The organism is Mycobacterium paragordonae (assembly GCF_003614435.1).
GTDB lineage: Bacteria > Actinomycetota > Actinomycetes > Mycobacteriales > Mycobacteriaceae > Mycobacterium > Mycobacterium paragordonae.
Genome location: NZ_CP025546.1, coordinates 3,815,668 through 3,836,749, shown reverse-complemented (window position 1 = coordinate 3,836,749; position 21,082 = coordinate 3,815,668). Strand labels below are relative to the sequence as shown.

At 66.6% G+C, this 21,082-nt stretch carries 20 protein-coding genes; 9 read left to right on the top strand and 11 right to left on the bottom strand.

The features are described 5' to 3' along the window. Nucleotides 1-63: 63 nt before the first annotated feature. The 5 genes from C0J29_RS32870 to C0J29_RS17460 all read right to left on the bottom strand — a co-directional run bounded on the left by C0J29_RS32870 (nt 64) and on the right by C0J29_RS17460 (nt 5,748). Nucleotides 64-501, bottom strand: a complete 438-nt coding sequence (locus tag C0J29_RS32870; protein ID WP_162951500.1) for a hypothetical protein — start codon at nt 499-501, stop codon at nt 64-66. A 116-nt stretch (nt 502-617) separates the two neighbouring features. After that, on the bottom strand, nt 618-1,685 hold the full coding sequence (locus C0J29_RS17475; RefSeq protein ID WP_197519083.1) for an IS110 family RNA-guided transposase: 1,068 nt from the start codon (nt 1,683-1,685) through the stop codon (nt 618-620). Between the two features lie 332 nt (nt 1,686-2,017). After that, complete coding sequence (locus C0J29_RS17470) at nt 2,018-2,965, bottom strand: hypothetical protein (protein ID WP_242460461.1); 948 nt, start codon at nt 2,963-2,965, stop codon at nt 2,018-2,020. A 114-nt stretch (nt 2,966-3,079) separates the two neighbouring features. Beyond that, nucleotides 3,080-5,449 carry a putative alpha/beta hydrolase gene (locus C0J29_RS17465; RefSeq protein WP_120793084.1) on the bottom strand — a complete coding sequence of 790 codons (2,370 nt, stop codon included), beginning with the start codon at nt 5,447-5,449 and terminating at the stop codon, nt 3,080-3,082. Next, a complete protein-coding gene (locus C0J29_RS17460; RefSeq protein WP_242460460.1) occupies nt 5,431-5,748 on the bottom strand; it encodes a DUF2563 family protein in 318 nt (105 codons plus the stop codon). The genes C0J29_RS17465 and C0J29_RS17460 overlap by 19 nt, the downstream gene beginning before the upstream one ends. 246 nt (nt 5,749-5,994) lie before the next feature. Here C0J29_RS17460 and C0J29_RS17455 point away from each other — a divergent pair, with 246 nt between their 5' ends. After that, a complete protein-coding gene (locus tag C0J29_RS17455) occupies nt 5,995-7,455 on the top strand; it encodes a phosphoinositide-specific phospholipase C-related protein (RefSeq protein WP_120793083.1) in 1,461 nt (486 codons plus the stop codon). A 33-nt stretch (nt 7,456-7,488) separates the two neighbouring features. Here the strand turns inward: C0J29_RS17455 and C0J29_RS17450 are convergent, their stop codons facing one another. After that, nucleotides 7,489-7,899, bottom strand: coding sequence for a F420-dependent biliverdin reductase (locus C0J29_RS17450; RefSeq protein ID WP_065049231.1), 411 nt, complete (start codon nt 7,897-7,899; stop codon nt 7,489-7,491). 35 nt (nt 7,900-7,934) lie between these two features. Here C0J29_RS17450 and dprE2 point away from each other — a divergent pair, with 35 nt between their 5' ends. From dprE2 to bla, 5 genes are all read left to right on the top strand, one after another. Then, on the top strand, nt 7,935-8,684 hold the full coding sequence (dprE2, locus tag C0J29_RS17445; RefSeq protein WP_120793082.1) for a decaprenylphospho-beta-D-erythro-pentofuranosid-2-ulose 2-reductase: 750 nt from the start codon (nt 7,935-7,937) through the stop codon (nt 8,682-8,684). Next, nucleotides 8,681-9,853: a precorrin-6y C5,15-methyltransferase (decarboxylating) subunit CbiE gene (cbiE, locus tag C0J29_RS17440; RefSeq protein WP_120794793.1), complete on the top strand. Its 1,173-nt coding sequence runs from the start codon at nt 8,681-8,683 to the stop codon at nt 9,851-9,853. The genes dprE2 and cbiE overlap by 4 nt, the downstream gene beginning before the upstream one ends. After that, complete coding sequence (gene cobM, locus C0J29_RS17435) at nt 9,850-10,605, top strand: precorrin-4 C(11)-methyltransferase (RefSeq protein ID WP_120793081.1); 756 nt, start codon at nt 9,850-9,852, stop codon at nt 10,603-10,605. The genes cbiE and cobM overlap by 4 nt, the downstream gene beginning before the upstream one ends. Further along, a complete protein-coding gene (locus C0J29_RS17430; RefSeq protein WP_371872406.1) occupies nt 10,605-11,330 on the top strand; it encodes a cobalt-precorrin-6A reductase in 726 nt (241 codons plus the stop codon). Before cobM ends, C0J29_RS17430 begins: the two co-directional genes overlap by 1 nt. Before the next feature lie 88 nt (nt 11,331-11,418). Next, nucleotides 11,419-12,345, top strand: a complete 927-nt coding sequence (bla, locus tag C0J29_RS17425) for a class A beta-lactamase (protein WP_120793079.1) — start codon at nt 11,419-11,421, stop codon at nt 12,343-12,345. On the opposite strand, the gene C0J29_RS17420 is transcribed toward bla, so the two are convergent. From C0J29_RS17420 to cobG, 3 genes are read right to left on the bottom strand one after another with little or no spacing between them, the layout of a single operon-like run. Then, a complete protein-coding gene (locus C0J29_RS17420) occupies nt 12,342-13,808 on the bottom strand; it encodes a precorrin-2 C(20)-methyltransferase (RefSeq protein WP_120793078.1) in 1,467 nt (488 codons plus the stop codon). The two genes, bla and C0J29_RS17420, sit on opposite strands and share 4 nt — an antisense overlap. Continuing rightward, a complete protein-coding gene (locus C0J29_RS17415) occupies nt 13,805-14,431 on the bottom strand; it encodes a precorrin-8X methylmutase (RefSeq protein ID WP_065049218.1) in 627 nt (208 codons plus the stop codon). Before C0J29_RS17415 ends, C0J29_RS17420 begins: the two co-directional genes overlap by 4 nt. Nucleotides 14,432-14,440: 9 nt before the next feature. Beyond that, nucleotides 14,441-15,532, bottom strand: a complete 1,092-nt coding sequence (gene cobG / locus C0J29_RS17410) for a precorrin-3B synthase (RefSeq protein WP_120794792.1) — start codon at nt 15,530-15,532, stop codon at nt 14,441-14,443. A 57-nt stretch (nt 15,533-15,589) separates the two neighbouring features. On the opposite strand from cobG, the gene C0J29_RS17405 reads away from it, so the two are divergent. From C0J29_RS17405 to C0J29_RS17395, 3 genes are all read left to right on the top strand, one after another. Then, complete coding sequence (locus C0J29_RS17405; RefSeq protein ID WP_065049240.1) at nt 15,590-16,267, top strand: alpha/beta hydrolase family protein; 678 nt, start codon at nt 15,590-15,592, stop codon at nt 16,265-16,267. Nucleotides 16,268-16,337: 70 nt separating this feature from the next. Further along, the gene (locus tag C0J29_RS17400) at nt 16,338-17,753 is read left to right on the top strand and encodes an FAD-dependent oxidoreductase (protein ID WP_120793077.1); all 1,416 of its coding nucleotides are present in this window, start codon (nt 16,338-16,340) and stop codon (nt 17,751-17,753) included. 32 nt (nt 17,754-17,785) lie between these two features. After that, nucleotides 17,786-19,243, top strand: coding sequence for a flavin-containing monooxygenase (locus C0J29_RS17395; RefSeq protein ID WP_065049216.1), 1,458 nt, complete (start codon nt 17,786-17,788; stop codon nt 19,241-19,243). Between the two features lie 6 nt (nt 19,244-19,249). Here the strand turns inward: C0J29_RS17395 and C0J29_RS17390 are convergent, their stop codons facing one another. Both C0J29_RS17390 and C0J29_RS17385 read right to left on the bottom strand, forming a co-directional pair. Then, nucleotides 19,250-20,152: an oxygenase MpaB family protein gene (locus tag C0J29_RS17390; RefSeq protein WP_277950725.1), complete on the bottom strand. Its 903-nt coding sequence runs from the start codon at nt 20,150-20,152 to the stop codon at nt 19,250-19,252. After that, nucleotides 20,149-20,976: an SDR family oxidoreductase gene (locus tag C0J29_RS17385; RefSeq protein WP_120793076.1), complete on the bottom strand. Its 828-nt coding sequence runs from the start codon at nt 20,974-20,976 to the stop codon at nt 20,149-20,151. Before C0J29_RS17385 ends, C0J29_RS17390 begins: the two co-directional genes overlap by 4 nt. Between the last annotated feature and the right edge of the window lie 106 nt (nt 20,977-21,082).

Below are 21,082 nucleotides of genomic sequence, written 5' to 3'. Positions count from 1 at the left end.
TATCCTGGTCAGACGGCCATTGATCACCTACAAGAATCTGTGACCACTTCCCGGGCGGAAATGTCATTGGCACAGCTTGTCGACTTTGGACCCAGATGTCTCTATGGCGTCGCGAGAACTCTGGATCTTTTGATCGTTCGCCTCGGCGAGGTAGTCGAGTGCGAGCTCTTGGTATGCCTCGGCGAGTGCCGTAGTCGCCGCCGCTACATCGGCGGGTGTGGCAGGGGCCTTCCCGAGCACCCGCAATAAATATTCACCGCTGTCGAATAGAGCTATCCGAGCATTCGCGGCCAACGCTAGCTGCGTCGGTGAATCGTTACTTCCGCTTCGCCCGGTATTAGCCAGGACCGCATGATTTACCCGCTGGTAAGCCGCGCACACCTTCGCCTTCGCGTCCGCGACCTCCTGACTCGAGTAAATCGGCGCCCGAGGAGGCTCATTCTTCGGCAACGGCCGAAACCAAGCACCGACCGCGATGCCGATAGCCACAAAAGCAATCACAAGCGACACAATCGCGAGCCCGCGCGAAGGGCGGCTGCCTGCAGGCGACGCCGCCGTTGCCCACGCTGGGGGCGGAGGTTGCGGAGGAGGCACATTCGACACGCGTTTCTCCTATGTCAAGCCGCTGCCATTTGGCAAGGCTTTTGGCGGTTGTTGTGGTCGGTGTGCAGGTGGCCGAAGACGACGCGGGCTAGGCGGCGTTTGAGGCAGCGCAGGGCTTCGGGGGTGGAGTCGCCTTGAGCGAGGCGGTGTCGGTAGTAGGTGCGTCCGAGGCCGTCGAGGCGGATCTGGGTGACCGCGATGCGGTGCAGCGCGGCGTTGAGTTGGCGGTTGCCCGAACGTGTCATGCGGACCTGTCCGCGGGTGTTACCCGACCACACCGGTACCGGGGCTACCCCGGCATGGCGGGCGAAGGCGGCTTCGCTCTTGAACCTGCTCACCCCGGCGGTTTCGCCGACGAGTTTGGCCGCGGTCAGCTCGCCACAGCCCGGCAGGGCCAGTAGCACCGGGGCGACCGTGCGGACACGCTCACCGATGCGTTTGGCCAGTGCGTTGATCGTCTCGGTGAGCCGGGTGACGTCGGCCAACTCGTCGCGGGCCAACTCGGCCACGATCCCGCTCTGAGTGTCCAGCCAATCCCGAAGAATGCCGCGGTGTTTGGCCAAGTCCAACGAGCGGGCCTTGGGGGCGTGCGCGGGGTCGAGCTCGTGGACCCTCCACAGCAGCCGGTTGATGGTCGCAGTCCGTTGTGCGACAAGGTCTTCGCGGCGATCCACCAACAGCTTCAACTCACGCGACACCTCGTCATGGGACGCCACCGGTAGATCCGATTCGCGCAGGAATCCCCGCGCCACCGCCAGTGCGTCGATCGGGTCGGACTTGCCTCGGGTGCGGGCCGAGGCGCGGGTCTGGGCCATCAACTTTGGTGGCACCCGCACCACCTTCTGACCCAACGCGAACAGGTCGCGTTCCAGGCGCGCCGAGAGATGCCGGCAGTCCTCGATCGCCCAGACAACGTCGGCCCCGAAGTGTTCGCGGGCCCACATCACCGCCTCGGCATGCCCGGCGGTGATCGCCATGACAGTCTTCTCGCCGAGCTTGCGGCCCGCCTCGTTGACCGCGACGAAGGTATGCGTGCGCTTGTGTACATCGGCTCCAACAACAACCATGGTGGTTGCCTCCATTCACTGTGAGGTGACGGTTGGGCCGGTCGGCGGACATACCTCAGTCGGGGGCGGTGCCACGCTCCTATCAAGTCACGCCGGCCGGTCCTTCACACCCGATGCCGACAAAACGCATGCACACCAACCCGAAGGCGGCAAGGATCGTACGAGCCAGACACCAGGTGATCAGGATCCAACCACCGCTACATGCGGCAACCCCACCCTGACACTGAGTGGATCGTATCGTTCCTGCGGGAATTCGCCAGTCAGGATTTGCCTCGTATCGAGACGCAGTCGCATGAGCAGCGCTTAAGTCAAAGAACGTCAGTGAAAAATATTTGCTGCACCGACCATCAGCGTCCCTCGTCATCGCGCTTGACCTCCGGCAGCGCAATCCGCCGTGTCGCGACCGGCTTCCCGTCAACATGCTTGGTCACCGCCGGCGCCGGCGGCGGAACAGTGATGCGTCCCTGCACCGGCGCACCGTTCTTCACTGTCGGCCCCACGATGCGCTTGGTGTCGGGCTTGGTCTCACCGCTCGCACCACCCGCCCCCTGCATGCCTCCCGGCGGCACCATCGGCATCGCGCCCATCGTCCCGCGCTGCGCAGGCGCCGGATCCGGTGCGGCAGCAGGCGCCGACGTCGTTGCTTGCGACGAAGCAGGCACGGTACCGGCGGATGGCGTCGGCGGCGGACCCAGCATTGCCGTCGGCGTGGTCCCCTCGACACCCCCACCGCCATTGCCACCACCGCCGCCGGCACCGGTGAATTCACCACCCCCGCCGCCGATTTCGCCATCGGCGCCGCCGAGTTCTTCGGGTGCCTCTTCAGCTGCGCCGGCTCCGTGCTGCATCATGCCCATCCCAGCCTGCATGGCCTGTTGGCCGGCTTGGGCGAGTTGCTGGGGGATCTGACTCAGTGGTTGCAGCACACCGCCGAGGACGCCCGCAATTCCCCCGGCGATGCCGGAAGCCATCTGCGGCATCTGCTGCAGCATCTGGCTCATCTCGCCGGAGCCGCCAACGCCGGCCAACTGCGCGGCGGCCTGCTCCTCATTGGCCGGAAACTTGGCCAGCGCATCGGAGGTCTTGGCTTCGCGCTCGTCGTGCCCGGCCAACGCTTCGCCGTAGTCGCCGGCGTCGCCCGCATTGGCCGCTGCACCAAGGGCACGCAGCAGTTGGCTGATGCTCGAGGCGCCGGTCGCCAACTGGTCGGGAGTGATCATCGGCGGCGGCGGGATCCCCAGCAGCTGCGACAGCTGGCCGAGGATGATCCGCAGCTGGTCGTCGTCTCCGCTCATCGAGTCCTTCCAAACGCCTGGCCTGCGTCAGGGCGGTGGTCAACCAGTGACGCGTTCGGCACTCGGGGATGCTATCGCCGTTCGCGTGTTTTGGTTACTCACCCTTCGTGAGGTCTAGCGGCCCGGTGGACTCGAATCCTTCGCGAACTGGTTGTAGCGGTTCATCATGTCCTGGTCGGGTATGAACGGTCTGCCGTGGGCATCGCCGAAACTCTGCGCGAACAGATCCGTCAAAGCCTCGTTCAGAACGTGGTCGTAGTGGGCCGACGTCAAATTCGAGATTCCGCCGGCCAACTCGTCCGGCGTGCCGATCCGGCCATCAACCAAGAAACTAGGGTCGATGGCGACCGGTTGCCCGGACGCGATCACGGCATTCAGTAGTTCGCGGTCGGCCGAACCAATGGACATGTACGGCATGGAGTAGTCGCTCGGGGACGACGCCGTGGGGGCCTCCCCAAGGAAGTCTTTTTCAGCAACGATGGCAAGGACCCCGAGTCCGGTTCCGATGATGGGCCCGCCCTCGGGTACCAGGCCCACCGCGCCGGTGATCGCCCTCGCGGCGGCTTCGTACGCGGTCTTGCGATGGTCGTATGCGGCCTGCTGGGCCGCTTCTTGGCTCACCGCATGGTTGTCCACTTCGGCCCGTGTTGCGCTGTCGATGCCGAAGTTGACTAACCCGCGCAAAGTCATGGCATTGTGCAGGTTTTCGTTGTAGCTGTTGAGATCTGCTGCGTGACTTGTGAATTCCCGGGCATATGCCGCTTCGGCAAGTAGGGCCTGGCGGTCGGCCGCTCCATTGAAGTAGTCCGACGCCACCTTGTCCGTACTGAGCACCGAGAAGACGCGTTTAGCGAAAGGCATCTTTCCGCTCTCCACCTCATTCGGGGAATCATGAAAGTCGCCGAAGTCCGGCGAACCACCTGGAAGCCCGGCGATATTGCTCAGGTAGGGCGCCAGCCCGTGTGCCATGCTCCGAATCAGATGCGGGTTCACCTCGCCCATCGAATGGCCTCCGGGTAGACGCAACAGGTCGGCACCGTGCTCACCGAGATACAAGCCGTAGCACCTGGCTGTTTCGGCGGCGAGTTTCGCCTCGGGTCCACGCGCGGCACCTTCAACCCAATCGAATAGCGAGGCGGCGCTCGTTCCCCCGTCCGACCAGAAGTGCCGAGACATGTTGTCCAAGAATACCTTCCCCTGCGAACCGGCTACCATGTCGTGTACCGCGGGATGATCGGGCGATACTGCCTTGAAGAGATCTGCGACGACCGAGCCCATGATTCTGTCCGTCTCTCGGTGATCATCGGTGCCGGCAAGGTCGAGCTGCCATGGCTGTAGGTTCATCACCGCAGCAGCATGGCGAATCATTCTCCGGTCCAGATCCGTGTTGGTCTGCAACGCCGGATTTCCCGCTTTCACGATGTTTGCGAGCAGGTCGAGCTGGTTGAGGTACGTCGGCCAAGCCCAGTTCAGGGCCTGCAAATACTCCGGCAGTTGCGCCTCACCACCCCGCACCACCTCCGTCCCCTGCACCGCACCGGGTTTGAGGTTGGTCCGAGGGAATACCAGCGCAGGGTTGCTCATCAGCTGCCAGGAATTGGCGATCATCTCCCGCTGGTCACCCAATCTTTGGGTAGCAGTCCACAGTTCATTGATCGACATCCCATGTTGTTGCGCCTGCAGCTGACTCAGCACCGCTGCCTGCTCCGGTGTCAGCGGTTGCTTGCCGGCTAGCTGTTCAGCGCTAACCGAATTCAACACGGCGTTCACCCGCGACGCCGCCGACTGATCACCGGCAAGCGCCGCATGAACGTCCCTCTCGGCTTGTTCCGGCGATTCCGGCGACTCGGCTTCCGAGCCGTCCAGCGCCGGAACGGCGCCGTCGTATCCACTTTGCGTACGCATCCGAGTCTTCAATCGATGCAACAGGTCTGAATACATCCCCCGGATGTGCTCGATCTGGCGAAAGGCCGCAGCTGTTTGATCAATGGCCCGGTGTTCGAGGTCGCCGATGATCTCTTCGAGAGCCATCTCGTGTGACATAGGCAGGTGATGCGAATGCAACAAAGTATGAGCTTCGCCGAGTTCACGCTCGGCGGCCTCCAGTTGACCCTCCAGCACCCGGATCTGGCCCGCGGCCGCTCGCTGCGCCTCCGCCAGAATCGCCGCAACGCGTTCCAGGGCGACGGCGACCTGAGGCAACTGCGCAGCCTGCACGCCAAGTGAGCCCGTCGCGCGCTGGACTTCGGCCGCATCGTTGATCGGATGATCGCCGTTCTCTCGGTTCCACGCCGCTTCGAATCGGCGCCGCGCCTCGCTGAAGGCCGACTCAGCCTCGCTGGTCAGCTGTCCTGCATCGTGAAAAGTCCTGGCAAGTGCCGAGATCTGCGCCGGCCGACCGCGCTGCAGGGTCGCATTAATGGCCCACGGGTCGCCGCCGGCCGCGGCGACTAAATGGGCGACGCTTATGTATCGGAGTTGCACCGCACCGCCCGCAGGCTCGCCGCGTTGTTCACTTCCATGTCGGTGAATTGCGCCGCGGCAGCCACAGCGCCACGGCCGACATTGCCAAGTATCTCTCTGTGCCGCAACAGAAGTCGCGCGTGATGGATCTGGACCGACCCCGTCGCCTCCTGGAACGACTCGGCGGCGGAGAAGTCACCGAACATCTGCGGCAGCAATACCGCCCCCGAAAGGTGTTCTGCCGCTTGGTGTGCGTGGCCGCTTGCCTGCTGAGTTTCGTTAGCGCCCGAGCGCAACAGCGCTGCGTCCACGAACATCATCGCCCTCTCCCGGTCGTCGGATGGTGGCGAGGCTAACCGGACCCAACGTGACCGGCAATTCACCGACCAGGTGTCGCGGAAAGGCGGGCAGACGGAACCGCCGTCCCATCCAGTGACCAACGGAGCGCGAGAGGCGGATGAGACAGAAGAAACCCCAGTGACAAATGTTAACGAAGTGATTTCAACACACCCACAGTTCGACAACATTTCTCGTACGAACCACCCAGCCGTGTCAATCTTTCGCGCATGTCAAGCGCCCCATGCGCCCGGTGGCTGCAAACCGCCGTCACGATTTGTGCGGTCATGCTGGCGGTGGCGTCGGCGCCGCCAGTCACGGCCGACGTCAACGGAGTGCCGACCCCTCCTTCTCCTACGGCACCCTGTAATGCCATCAGCCCGTTCGCATTTCCGTGCGTAGGAACGGGGAAGTTCGCCGACGCGGTCGCCGCGGAATGCCGGCGTATCGGGGTCAACGACAATCTCTGCCTGGTTCCGCTCGCCTCGAAGGTGACCCAAGCGGCAACCGTTGCCTACCTGCAGTCCTGGGTACATCGCACGGCGCAGTTCCAGTACGCACTCGGAAATCCGGTCGCGTTCAAGGATGCGCAGTGGATCGGCACCCACAACTCCTTCAACAGTCTGGTCAGCCAGTTCACGCCTTCGCACGCCGACTCCAACCAGCAACTGTCAATGCCGCAGCAGCTGGACATCGACGCCCGCAGCATCGAACTCGACCTGCACTACATCCCACAGATAGGCCAGCTCGGCAATCGCGCTGTCACGGTGTGCCACGGGCGTGGGCCGGATCAAGCGAATCTTGGTTGCACCACCGAACCGGTCTTCACCAAAGTGCTTCCGACGATTACGGATTGGTTGAACACGAATCCGAACGAGGTAGTCCTGATTCTCATCGAGGATCAGTTGAAGGATGCGACGGCTTACGCGTCGGCGCTGGACACCATGGAGCGACAGCTGCGGCGCCCCAACGGCACCAGCCTCATCTACCATCCAGCGCCGGCCGACATTACCGCGAATGGTTGTGCCAACTTCCCGCGGACCATTTCACGCGACGACGTGCGCACCGCAGGCGCGCAGGTCGTGCTCGTCGGCGACTGCGTGCCGAGCTGGGGGACCACGGTCTTCAACTGGGAAGGCCAGGAAGTGCAGAGCGGCTCAACTTTTGACTACCAGCCCTTTCCGAAGTGCGACGCCACTTACGGCCCGGCCGTTTACGCCTCGAACATCGTGCGCTACTACGAGGACTCCACCTTCATCTCGGCCCTGATCAACCCGAGCCGACCGCCCACCAATCCGGCGGCCCTCACACCGCCGAAGGCACAGTCCATGACGAACTGCGGCGTCAATCTGTTCGGCTTCGACCAGCTTCTACCCGAAGACGGACGCATCCAGGGCACTCTGTGGAGCTGGGCGCCGGACGAACCGCGCGTCAGCGTGGGCACCTGCACCTTGCAGGGCACGGACAGCCGTTGGGTGGCGGCACCGTGCGGGGCCGCACATCCCGCGGGCTGCCAGGACGGCTCCGGCAACTGGCATGTGACGGCCGCTGTCACGTTCGCGAATGCTCCGGCGGCCTGCGCGGCGGCGGGCTTCACTTTCGGGTTGCCCCGCACCGGGGTGCAGAATTCCGGTCTGCATACCGTTGCGGGACCGGCCGGTGGTGCCTGGGTGAACTACATCGTCACGTGAGATCGTCACGTGAGATCGTGACGTGAGCTAAGGCTAATCACCTCGGTCCAGCAGATCCGACGAGCCCAATACCCGTTCGATCTGGACCTCGATCACCACGCGCCGAGGATTGGCTCGCGGCGTCCGGTAGCGCTGGGCGTAACGCAGCTCGGCGTCACGAACGGCGTCGAGCTCCTTGTTCACCAGGGCCCGGCCTTCCAGTGAGAGCCACCGGGCTCCATCGACCTGGCTGAGGACGGCCACTCCACCCCGTTCGGCGTTGAGTGCCTTCTGGGATCCACCGGTGGTGATCACCCGGGCAATGTGAGTCTTGGGGTCGAAGGTGAATCCCACTGCCACCACGTGCGGCGAATTGTCGGTGCGCAGCGTGGTCAACATGGCCAGATGGCGTTCGGAAAGGAACGCCAGCGCATCGTCGGTGAGACGGGTCGTGGTCTTGGCCATCGCCCTTCACGCTAGCGCAGGCCATAATCACAGCCGTGGACGACACCCGCGTTGGTCCGCTGGTAATTTTCGGCGGTCGCAGCGAGATCGGAATTGAACTCGCGCGACGCCTGGCGCCAGGAGCGACCGTGGTGCTGGCGGCGCGCAATGCCGACGGACTCGAGCATGAGAAATCCCTGCTGCTCGCCGCCGGCGCCGATGCCGTGCACACCCGAGAATTCGACGCCGACGACGTGGCCTCCCACGGCCCGCTGGTCGACGCTCTGATCGCCGAACACGGCCCGATCGGCACCGCGGTGCTGGCCTTCGGAATCCTCGGCGACCAGAGCCGCGCCGAGCACGACGCGGCGCATGCCGTCGCCATCGTGCATACCGACTACGTGGCCCAGGTCAGCCTGCTCACCCATCTGGCGGCGGCCATGCGCGCCGCCCAACGAGGATCTCTTGTGGTGTTCTCCTCGGTGGCCGGGGTGCGGGTCCGTCGCGCCAACTACGTCTACGGCTCGGCGAAGGCAGGCCTGGACGGCTTCGCCAACGGATTGGCCGACGCACTGCACGGCACCGGGGTCCGGTTGTTGATCGCGCGGCCGGGATTCGTCATCGGGCGGATGACCGAGGGCATGACGCCGGCGCCGCTGTCGAGCACCCCCGAACAGGTGGCCGCCGCGACCGCGCGGGCGCTGGCCAGAGGCCGGCGCAGTGTCTGGATCCCGTGGGCGCTGCGGCCGATGTTCTTCACGCTGCGACTGCTGCCGCAGCCCGTGTGGCGCAGGATGCCGCGATGATCATCGTGGTCGGTATCGGCGCCGACGGAACGCCGGGCCTGTCCGCCACTTCCAGATCCGAATTACAGAGAGCTGCAATCATTTACGGATCCAAACGGCAGCTCGACCTGATCGACGACACCATCGCGGCACCGCGACGGGAGTGGCCGTCCCCGATGCTGCCGGCATTGGAAGCGCTCCCCTCAGAAGGTCCCGACGTCCACATCGTCGCCAGCGGTGACCCGCTGCTGCACGGCATCGGCGGCACGCTGATCCGCCTGTTCGGCGCGGAGAAGGTCCGAGTTCTGCCGCACGTATCGTCGGTAACCCTGGCCTGCGCCAGGATGGGCTGGAACGTCCACGAGACCGAGGTGATCAGCCTCGTCACCGCGGACCCGCATACCGCGATACGCCGCGGCGGACAGGCAATTGTGCTGGTACGCAACCGAAACACACCGAAGGCGCTGGCAACCGCGCTGGACGCCTACGGTCGCGGTGAGTCGGAATTCACCGTCCTGGAACTGCTCGGCGGACCGAACGAAAGACGCCGCGACGGCACCGCCCGGGAGTGGGCGCACGCCGTGACCGAGGACGTCGATGACCTCAACGTGATCGCGATCCGCTACCTGCCGGAAAGCCGCATGGCATCGCTGCCCGACGACGACTTCACGCACGACGGGCAGATCACCAAGCACGGAATCCGGGCGGTGACGCTGGCCGTCCTGAACCCACGGCCGGGCCAGCGGTTGTGGGACGTCGGCGCGGGCTCGGGCAGCATCGCCGTCGAGTGGTGCCGCAGCGCGCCGGGTTGCACCGCGGTGGCGTTCGAACTCGACGAAGGGCGCCGGCTCAACATCGGATTCAACGCCGCTGCCAGCGGCGTCAGCGTGCAGGTGCGCGGGTCCGCGCCCGATGAGTTCGCCGATGCGCCGCCCCCGTCGGCGATCTTCGTCGGCGGCGGTCTGACCCGACCGGGCCTGCTCGACGTGTGCCTGGACCACCTGCCCGCAGGCGGACACCTGGTAGCGAACGCGGTCACAGTAGAGTCCGAAGCCGTTCTAGCGCAGGAGTATTCGCGACGCGGCGGGGAACTTCGGCGGTTCCAGCACTACCAGGGTGAGCCGCTGGGCGGCTTCACCGGCTGGCGGCCCCAATACCCCGTGACGCAATGGTCGGTGACTAAGCGGTGACGGTCCACTTCATCGGCGCCGGCCCGGGTGCCGCCGACCTGATCACCGTGCGCGGTCAACGGCTCCTGCAACGATGCCCGGTGTGCCTGTACGCGGGCTCGATCATGCCCAAAGACCTTCTCGCGCAATGCCCGCCGGACGCCAAGATCGTCGATACCGGCCCCCTGACGCTGGACCAGATCCTCGCCGAGTTTGTCGAGGCCGACGCCGCCGGCCATGACGTGGCGCGGTTGCACTCCGGCGACCCGTCGCTCTACAGCGCACTCGCCGAGCAGTGCCGGCGACTCGACGCGCTGGGCATCGACTATGAAATCGTGCCGGGGGTAACCGCTTTCGCCGCCGCGGCGGCCGCGCTCAAGCGGGAACTCACCGTTCCCGGCGTCGCGCAGACCGTCACGTTGACCAGGGTTTCGACGCTGTCGACCGCCATGCCGCCCGGCGAAGACCTCACCACCCTCGCCCGCTCCGGCGGCACCCTGGTTCTGCACCTGGCCGCAGCGCAGATCGACAACATCGTCCCGCAACTCCTCGCCGGCGGGTATGCCGCCCAAACCCCAACGGCAGTAGTCGCTTTCGCGAGCTGGCCACAAGAGATCGTGCTGCGCGGGACGTTGTCCGACATCGCCGGGCAGATGCATCAGGCCAACGTCACCAAGACGGCCGTCATCGTCGTCGGCGACGTGCTCGGCGCCGAAGGCTTCACTGACAGTTATCTGTATTCCGTCGCACGGCGCAGCAGGGGCGCCCACTGATGCGGGTATTGCTGCTCGGCGGTACCGCCGAGGGCCGGGCGTTGGCGAAAGCCCTGCACCCACAGGTGGATATCGTCAGCTCACTGGCTGGCCGGGTGCCCGATCCCGCACTGCCGGTCGGCCCGGTGCGCGTCGGAGGGTTCGGCGGCGTGGCGGGACTGCGCAGATACCTGCACGACGAACGCATCGATGCCGTCGTCGACGCCACCCACCCGTTCGCGGCCACCATGACCGCGCACGCCGCGCAGGCATGCGCCGAGTTGCGGGTCCCGCATCTGGTGCTGGCCCGCCCGGCGTGGGATCCCGGCTCGGCCACCGTCGTCGCATCGGACGGCGCGGCAGCGAAAGAAGTTGCTGAGCAGGTCTATTCGCGAGTATTCCTCACGACGGGACGATCCGGTGTCGCGGCCTTCGCCGACAGCGACGCGTGGTTTCTGATCCGCGCGGTCACCCCGCCCGACGACACCGCGATGCCGCGCCACCACCAACTGCTGCTGTCGCGCGGCCCGTACCGCTACAACGACGAACTGAGAATCCTCAACGAACACCGCATCGACGTGCTGGTGACGAAGAACAGCGGTGGCGAGATGACCCGCGCCAAGGTGGATGCGGCCGCGGCACTCAAGGTTCCGGTGGTGATGGTGGCGCGACCGCCGCTACCCGAGGGCGCCAGGACGGTCGGCACCGTCGAAGCTGCCGTGCACTGGGTCACCGAACTGCGCTAGGCCGAAGCGGATAGCTCCAAATACCCCTTTGCAGTGGGGTTTCGGGTGAGGGTGCGCCGGCCGCAGACGCGGATGGAATACTGCGGCCATGCACCCAAGGCAGAGCTCCTACATCGGCCGCCGCGAATTTCTCGGCGCCGCAGCGCTGCTGCCCCTTGCGGCGTGTGCGCACGGAACCCCTCGCGCGCAACCGACAACGTCGAGAACGACATCGAGCGCAGCGCCGGATCTGACAAGTCGGTTCACTGAAATCGAGCGACGATATCAGGGCCGGTTAGGTGTCTACGTGCCGGCCAGCGGCGCGACCCCGGCGATCGCCTATCGTGCCGAGGAACGGTTTGCGCTCTGCTCCACATTCAAAGCGCCTCTGGTGGCGGCGGTGTTGCACCAGTATCCGCTCTCCTACCTGGACCAGCGCGTGACGTTCAGCAAGGCCGACATCAGTTCGCCGTCGCCGATCGCCGAGCAGCACATCGACACCGGAATGACCGTCGGCGAGATGTGCGATGCCGCCATCCGCTACAGCGACAACACCGCCGCCAACCTGTTGCTCAACCGGATCGGCGGACCCGCCGGCTTCACCGCCTATCTACGCAGCCTGGGGGACAGCACAAGTCGGCTGGACCACGCCGAGCCGGAGCTCAACCGGGACCCGCCGGGGGACGAGCGGGATACCACCACTCCGCATGCGATCGCGGTCACCATGCAGCAACTCGTCCTCGGCGATGCGTTGCCCCAGGACAAGCGACCGATGCTCACCGATTGGATGGCCCGCAACACCACCGGCGGAAAGCGGATCCGTGCCGCGTTTCCCGCCGACTGGAAGGTGAGCGACAAGACCGGTTCGGGCGACTACGGGCGGGCCAACGATGTCGCGGTCGTCTGGTCGCCGGCCGGCACCCCGCACGTCATCGCGATCTACACCGATATCGCCGGCGGCGGATATGACGCTCAGCCCAATGAGGCATTCGTCGCCGATGCCGCCCGCATCGTGGCCTCCGCTGTCGAAAACTAACCCGGATAGCGTCGCGGCGTGAACACCCGGTCGCCGGAATCTGTTGTGTGCCATTGCGTTTGGGACGAGCCGATGATCAGCAGGCAGCGCATGTCGACATCAGCGGGGTCCAGGTCGGCCAGCCGCACCACGCGCACTCGCTCGTCCGGCCCGGACACGTTGCGCCCGATCACCACCGGCGTGCCCGGTTCGCGATGGGCCAGCAGCAGATCGCGCATGGCGCCCACCTGCCAGGTCCGCGACTTCGACGCCGGGTTGTAGATCGCCAGCACCAGATCGGCGGCCGCCGCGGCCGCCAAGCGGGCAGCGATGACGTCCCACGGTTTGAGCCGGTCCGACAACGAGATCACCGCATAGTCATGGCCCAGCGGCGCGCCGACCCGGCTGGCCACCGCCTGGGCCGCGGTCATCGCCGGGATCACCCGGACCTGCACGTCGGGCCATTGCTTGGCCTCTTCGAGAACCGCCGTGGCCATCGCGAACACGCCCGGGTCGCCGGACGACACCACGGCCACGGCGTGACCCTGCTCGGCCAGCGAGCAGGCCAACCGGGCGCGGGCCGGCTCATCGGTGTTGTCGCTGGCGTGGCGGCGCTGTCCGTCCCGCGGCGGGACCCGGTCCAGGTATCCGGCGTAGCCGATCAGGTCGGTGGCGCCGGCCAGTTCGCGGCGGCTCTGCGGCGTCATCCACTCGGTGCCGCCGGGACCCAGCCCCACTACGGCGACGGTGCCGGCGACCCCCGCCCGGCGCCTGCCACCCGGCAGCATGGCCAACGAAAAGTACGGCACGCCCGTCTCATCGACGTCGGCGGCGGGCAGCACCCGTTGGCCCGGGGTGCTGGCCCGCTCCACGTAGAACGTGTCATCGAGTTGTCCGGAGGCCGAAAGCGCCTCGCGCACATTGCGATACGAACGACCGAGTTTGAGTATCACCGCGGCGTCGGCATCGGCGAGTCGGCGGGTCAATTCGGCTACCGGCAACGTGCCGGGCAACACCGACAGCACCTCGTCACCGGCCACCAGGGGAGTGGCGACGGCGGCCGAGGCGGCGCTCACCGACGTCACGCCCGGCACGATCACGGCGTTGAACCGCTCCGTCAGGCGGGTGTGCAGATGCATGTAGGAGCTGTAGAACAGCGGGTCACCCTCGGCCAGCAGTGCCACGTTGCGCCCGGCGCTCAGGTGCGCGGCGATCCGCTCGGTGGCCGCGACGTAGAAGTCCTCCAGGGCGCCCGCGTAACCCCCGGGATGGTCGGTCGTCTCGGTGGTCACCGGATACACCAGGTGCTCTTCGATCTGGCCGGGCCGCAGATACGGTTCGGCGATGCCGCGTGCGATGCTGCGACCGTGCCGGGCGCTGTGATAGGCCACCACGTCCGCCTCGCCGATGAGCCGCGCCGCCTTGACCGTCACCAACTCCGGATCGCCCGGGCCCAGCCCGACCCCCCACAGCGTGCCCGTCATTCGCGTTCGTTCGCTATCGCGTTAACGGCCGCGGCGGCCATGGCGCTGCCGCCGCGGCGGCCCTGCACCAGCAGATAGGACATGCCGCGCGGGCGTTCGATGAGCTCCTGCTTGGACTGGGCGGAGCCGACGAACCCGACCGGTCCACCCAGTACTGCCGCGGGCGGGGCAACTCCGTCGTCAACCAGCTCCAGCAGGCGGAACAGCGCGGTCGGGGCGTTACCGATAGCGACTACGGCGCCGGCCAACTCGTCGGCCCACAAATCGACGGCGGCGGCCGAACGGGTGGTGCCGTGCTCAGCGGCCAACGCCGCTGCACGTGAATCGGCGACCAACGACACCACCTCGTTGCCGACGGGCAGCCTGGCCTTGGTGATCCCGGCGGCCACCATCGAGGAGTCACACAGCACCGGCGCACCGTCGCAGAGCGCGGCCCGGGCCCGGGAGACGACGTCGTCGGTGTAGGCGACGTGCTCGGCGACGTCGACCTGGCCGCAGGTGTGGATCAGGCGGACCACCACGCGTTCGACGTCGGCGGGAAACCGGGCGAGGTCGGCTTCGGCGCGGATGGCCGCGAACGACTGCCGGTAGATCTCCGCAGCGTCGCGGATGTAGTCGAGCACCCGCCCACCTTAAGACCTCAGCAGCCGGTACCCCGTGCCGGTGGCGACCAACACCTCGCCGTCGACGGGACTGCCGCACGCCCGTTCGCAACCGACGAAGTGCCGGTGCACGGCATAATCGGCGTCCAGCGCTTGCTCGGCGTCTGCCCGCACGTCGGCGACGGAGTGGGCGCAGCCGGGACTGCCGGTGCACGCGCTGACGGCCAGCCACGGGGAGTTCTCGTCGAATACCAGGCCCAGTGGCGCCAGCACGCGGAGGGCCGCTTCTGCCACTTCTTCGATGAGATCGCACACCAGCACCGACCGCCACGGTGTGATCACGATCGGGGCCTCGATAGCGGCCAGGAACTCGGCGACGCGGGCGGGCAGGATCCCGAGTGGCACGGCGGCGCCGAGGCTGACCCGGCCATCGTCCTGCGGTATCCAGCCCACCGGCGCCCTGCCGAGCGGGGGCAGGGCGGGACCCAGTTTCGCCCCCGGCAACAGATCGTCGAGACTCTCGAGTTCGGTTACCCGCCAAGCCTTTCCGTGGATCTCGAGAAACCTCAGGGCCACGTCGATCAGGCTCTGGCAGACATCGGTCACGGCGACGTTGGTCTCGCGACCGGCCAACAGCAGTCTGGGGCCGTCGGAGAACACCTGCACCCCGACGTCGGCGTGCAGACCCGACACGTCACCGCGGCCGTCGTCGAGGCTGAACCAGAACCGGCCGCCGAGGTCGACCAGCTTGGGCTCGGCGCAGATCGCCGCGTCCAGGTCGGCAACCCAACCCCGCACATCGGCGCTCCCGCCGACCCGACCGGACAACGGCGACGCCACGATGTTGCGGACGCGTTCGTGGGTGGCCGAGGGCAGCAAACCGGCCTCGGCGATCGCCTCGGCGACCTTGACGACGTCGGTGACCGCCCGCAACTGCACGTTGCCGCGGCCGGTCAGCTCCAAGGTCGCCGACCCGAATTCCTGGGACAAACCGGCCAGCGTCGCCAACTGGGCGGCTGCGAGCACCCCGCCCGGCAACCGAACCCGAACCAGCGCACCATCCGCGGCCTGGTGCACCTGCAGCGCACCCGGGCAGGCGTCGGAGTCGCGGATTCTGGCCACCCGTCCACGGTACGGCGCGGCGGGTTTGGCCAACGGCCTGGCGGGCAACCGGTGACCGTGCAGACGCTCGAATACGCCCCAGGACGGTCGGCCGATGTCTTCGGCGACCAGGCGCAACCCACCATCCTGCTCTGGCACGGCATGCAGAGCGACGCCCGCGCGGCCCTCCGGCCACTTGCGCAGCGGCTGGCCGACCGCGGCGCCGCTGTCGTCGCAGCGGACTGGAACTCGCATGCCGACGACGGCGGGCGCGCGGATTTGCTGCGGTCGGTCGACTTCACCCGCGAGCGGGCAACCGGCGCAATCGTGCTCGTGGGATGGTCCATGGGCGGTGCCGCCGCGGCGGGCCTGACCCTGGATGCGCAGCGCCACAACGTGGCGATCGCACACACGGTCTGCCTGGCCGGAGCTTTCATAGCCAACGACCCCATCTCAGGACGGCCGGTCACCGACCTCCTGCCCGCTGCCCAGGGGAGTTCACCGTTCACCTTGCTGCACGGCCTGGCCGACGACGTGGTGCCGCCAAGCGCGAGCGAAAAGTTCGCCGCGGCGCTGCAACGCGCCGGCCGGCCGGTGGAGTTGGTGACTCTGACGGCCGATCACGGGACGATCGCCGGCGCCGACTACGACGCGGCCGCCGACCGCTACGTGCCGGGTGAAAGCGACGACGCGCAGCGGGTGGCCCGGGAGGTTGCCGAGCGGATTGCAGTGCTCGCCCACGTCGGAATTAAGTAGTCGACTACTCTAAGCGCCCGCTCGGCGCCGCAGCACACTTCGTCACAGTCGATCGACGAAGGGGTGTGCAATGCAGCGACGCGGTGGTCATGCGGTGGTGTTGGGTGCCAGTATGGGCGGCCTGTTGGCGGCCCGGGTGTTGGCCGACCACTACGACAGGGTGACGGTCGTCGAACGCGACGTCCTGCCCGACGATCCGGTCAACCGGCGCGGTGTGCCGCAGGGCCGGCTGATTCACGCCTGCCTGGCACGGCTCATCCGGGTGCTGGACGAACTGTTCCCCGGCATCCGGGACGATCTGCTGGCCCAGGGCGCCACCACCTGGGACGACGGCGACTTCGCCAAGCTGGACTGGTCGTTCAACGGGCATTCGATGGTGCGCTCGGGCAGGTCGGCGGACGCGCCCCAGATCGTGTCGCCGAGCCGACCGGTACTGGAATGGAATGTGCGCCAACGGGTCCGGGCGATTCCGAAGGTGACCTTCTGCGAGAAGCACGACGTCGTCGGTCTCACGGCGACGCCGGATCGTCGGCGTGTCAACGGAGTACGGGTGATCGACCGCTCGAGCGACCACGAAAAGACGCTGGCCGCCGACCTCGTCGTCGACGCGACCGGACGCGGGTCCCGCACGCCGGTCTTCCTCGAAAACCTCGGCTACGGACGCCCGCCCGAGGACGAGGTGAAGGTGCAACTCGCCTACGCCAGCCAACTCGTTCGGATGCCTTCCGGCGTCATCAAGGAACACATGATCGCCCACTTCCCGCGGCCGGGTCGGCCGCGAATGTTCGCGATGATCGGGTACGAGAACAACTCCTGGATGATCGCCGCCGGCACCATGGCCGGACTCGAACCGCCTCGTGACTACGCCGAAATACTCTCCTACGCAGCAGAATTAGCCCCCAATGTCGCTGCGGTGATGGGCCAGGCCGAGCCGGTCGGCGAGGTCATCCACCATCGGGTGCCGTCGAACCGCTGGCGGCGCTACGACAAGATGCGTCGCATCCCCGACGGTCTGCTGGTCCTCGGAGACGCGGTGTGCAGCTTCAACCCGATCTACGGGCAGGGCATGACGGTCGCCGCCATCGAAGCCACGGTGCTGCGGGACTGCCTGCGGCGCGGAGGTCACGGCCTGGTCCGCCGTTTCACCCACATCGCCGCCAAGAAGGTTCGGGTGGCCTGGCAGACCGCCGTCGCGTCGGACCTGTCGCTGCCGGAGGTGCCGGGCCCGCGACCACTGTGGATCCGCGTCAACAATGCATGCCTCGAGCCCGTCATGACCGCGGCCGAATCCGATCCCGTGGTCGCCGCGCAGTTCATGCGGGTCACCGCGATGATCGACCCGCCGGCTCGATTGCTGCGGCCCGCCATTCTGCTGCGGGTCGCGCGGGCACAGCACCGCCGGACGGGCATGCGGTCCGTCGATGAGGGGTCCGGCGGAGATGTGGTCACCCGCGAATCTCTGGGTACGCCGGCCCGATCGGCGTAACGTGCACGTCAGCGAAAGACGGGGAGGCTGTCATGGCGCAGCAACGTGCACTTAAGGTCGCGATCATCGGTGCCGGAATGTCCGGCATCTGCATGGCAGCCAAACTGCAGGACGCGGACATCGACTCGTTCACCATCTTCGAGAAGGCCGATGACGTCGGCGGTACCTGGCGCGACAACACCTATCCCGGCCTCACCTGTGACGTGCCGTCGCGCTACTACTCGTACTCCTTCCGGCCCAACCCGAACTGGTCGCACTGGCTGCCGCCGGGTGGGGAGATTCAGAAGTACTTCCAGCAGGTGGCCGACGAACGTGGCATCCGTCCGCACATCAGGTTCGGCACCACCGTCAGCCGGGCCGAATACGACGACGGAAAGTGGCGGCTCACCACCCCTGACGGGGAGGAGACGTTCGATGTCTTGGTCACCGCGACCGGGGTGCTGCGGGTGCCGCGATACCCGGACATCCCCGGACGCGACACGTTCGCTGGGCCGGCGTTTCACTCGTCGCGCTGGGATCACTCGGTGTCGTTGCCGGACAAGCGGATCGGCTTGATCGGCACCGGATCCACCGGTGTGCAGATCACCGCGGAACTGGGCGGCACGGTGCGTCAACTCAAGGTCTTCCAGCGCACCGCGCAGTGGATCTACCCGCTGCCCAATCCCCGTTATTCGAAGCTGACCCAGGCGGTGCTGTCGCGTTTCGCAGGGCTGAATCGAGTGCCCTATCTGTTTTGGGGCTGGTTCTTCCGGCTGGTTTTCGGCCGCGCACCCATCCAGCCGGGCTGGCAGCGGCGGCTGGCGCAGGCCGAGTGTCGTTGGAATCTAAGGCTTTCGGTGCGAGACCCGGAGTTGCGCGCCAAACTCACCCCGAACTACCAGCCCATGTGCAAGCGGCAGGTAATGGCCGGGCGTTTCTACAAATCCGTCCAGCAGCCGGGTGTTGAAATTGTCACCGACCCGATCGATCACATCGAAGCCCGCGGCATCGTCACAGCCGACGGCACCCTGCACGAACTGGACCTGCTCGTGTTCGCCACCGGTTTCGACGCTCGGGCCTATGTCCGGCCGATGGAGATCATCGGGGAGGGCGGGCTCACGCTGGACGAGGCCTGGGCCGACGGCCCGACGGCGTACCGGTCCATCGCGGTGCCGGGCTTCCCCAATCTGTTCATGATGATTGGACCGCACTCGCCGATCGGGAACCAATCGCTGATTCCGATCGCCGAGGACCAGGCGAACTACGTGATGTGGTGGATCGAGCAGTTGCGTGCCGGACGGGTGGTCGCCGCCGCACCGACGGAGGCCGCCACCAAGCAGTACAACGAAGACATGAAAGCAGCGATGCCACAGACCATTTGGGTCAGCGGTTGCAACAGCTGGTACCTCGGCAAAGACGGCTTGCCGGAACTGTTCCCGTGGACGCCGGAGACCCACCACGAGTTGCTGCGCCAGCCCGAGCTCGCCGACTTCGACGTGCGGAGGGTCTGAACCCGGCTACACGCGGCGGGGTACGCTGCCCAGTTCGCGCAGCCAGCCCTTCCGGGCAGCGTCGTGCCACTTCAGTGCTGCCGGTACGGCGCGCCATCCCTGTCTGATGGTCGCGCGCACCGCGCGGTAGCTGGTCTCGTCGACGCCGGACCAGCCAATCCCGAAGCGCTCGCGCACAATTGGGGGCAGGCCGCCGAAGATCACCAGGCGCATCGGCGGGGCCAGCGCGGTGCGCACGGGCATGGTGGGCAGCAGTGCGTCCATGATCGGTTTGAGTAGGGGAGTGCTGGGATAGTCCGGCGATGCGCTCATGTCAGGGATCGCCGAGCGCTGGATGAACTCGATCAGGAAGTCCGAAGCCGCATTGGGCTGCAGCACTTCGGCGCAGTAGCGCTGGTATTCCCGGTTGAACTCGCTCAGCGTCGGGGGCAGCAACGAATCCGACATGCCGTAGCGCCGATACCATTCGCAGCCCTCCTGGTAGAGCTGCTCACGCTCGCGGTCGGTGAGGCGGTGCACGTCCCAATACTCGGCGAGGCGGTGCACCATCACCTGGAAGGTGGCGTGCGCCCACCAGTACGTCTCCGGCTTCAGTGCGTGATACCGCTGCCCGTCGGGCAGCTCTCCCTTGATGTCGCGGTGGAAGTCCCGCACCTTCAGCCCGGTCTCGTCGGCCTCGGGCCCGTCGTAGATGGTGCCGAGAATGCCCGGCAGAGAACGAAATACCCGGTCGACCGGATCGTCGAAGAAGTTCGAGTGATCGATGAGTCCCTGGCCAATGGCGGGATGCATCGTCTGCATCAGGCCGGCCGTACCCCCCTCGAAGGCGATCCGCATGTCCCCCGCCCAGCGCCACAACAAGGACTGCGGGCCCAGGGCGATGCGCGTGTGCAAGGTGCGCTCGCTCACGACAGGCCGGTGCGCCGGGTATAGACGTCGTGCTGCTCGCGTTGCAGGTCGCTGGTGAAGACGCGCCCGGTACCCAGAGCGCGTCCGAGCGCCTCGGCCAGGCCCATCGGCATGAGTCGCTGAGCCCACACCGTGAGCCCCAGCGAACGAGGTATGGCCACCCGGGGCTCCGGCTTCTCGATCACCCCGACGACCGCTCGTGCGACGTCTTCGGGCTCGGCGTTCTTGAAGCCCTTCGCGTGCCCCACGCCGGCGACCATGTCGGTATTGGTCAACGTCGGCATGATCACCGTGAAGTGCAAGCCGCTGCCACGGTTCTCCATGCGGACCGCATCCGTGTAGCCGAGCACGGCATGCTTTGTGGCGCAATAGGTTGCGATACCCTCGGTGGGTAGCACGCTGCCCAGCGAGCCGATGTTGACGACATGCCCGCGACGTCGGGGCAGCATCCGTTGCGCGGCCAACTTGGTGCCCAGGATGACGCCATGGACGTTGACGTCGAACAGACGGCGGGTGGCGTCGTCGGCTTCCTCGACCGCGCTGCCCACCGTGATCAGGCCGGCGTTGTTCACCACAACGTCAAGCGGCCCGAGTTGGCCTTCTACGGCGTCGAGGAACTCGGTGAACGATGGCCTGTCGGTGACGTCCAATCTCATGGCAAGCGACAGACCCAGCCGCTTGCCCGCTGCTGCGGCGCCGGTTTCATCGATGTCGCCGATGGCGACCTTCGCGCCAGCACTGTGCAGGGCGGTGGCGATGGCCAGGCCGATTCCGCGCGCGCCTCCGGTGATGGCGACGACTTTTCCGGCAACCGAGGATGTCATCGCTACACGGTACGACGTCGCAGCCCTCGCCGTCCCCGCAATCCGCAGTTGATTTGCGTTCGGCACCGCGCACCCGCCCGAATGGCAGCCGGCATTGTGGGTGCTG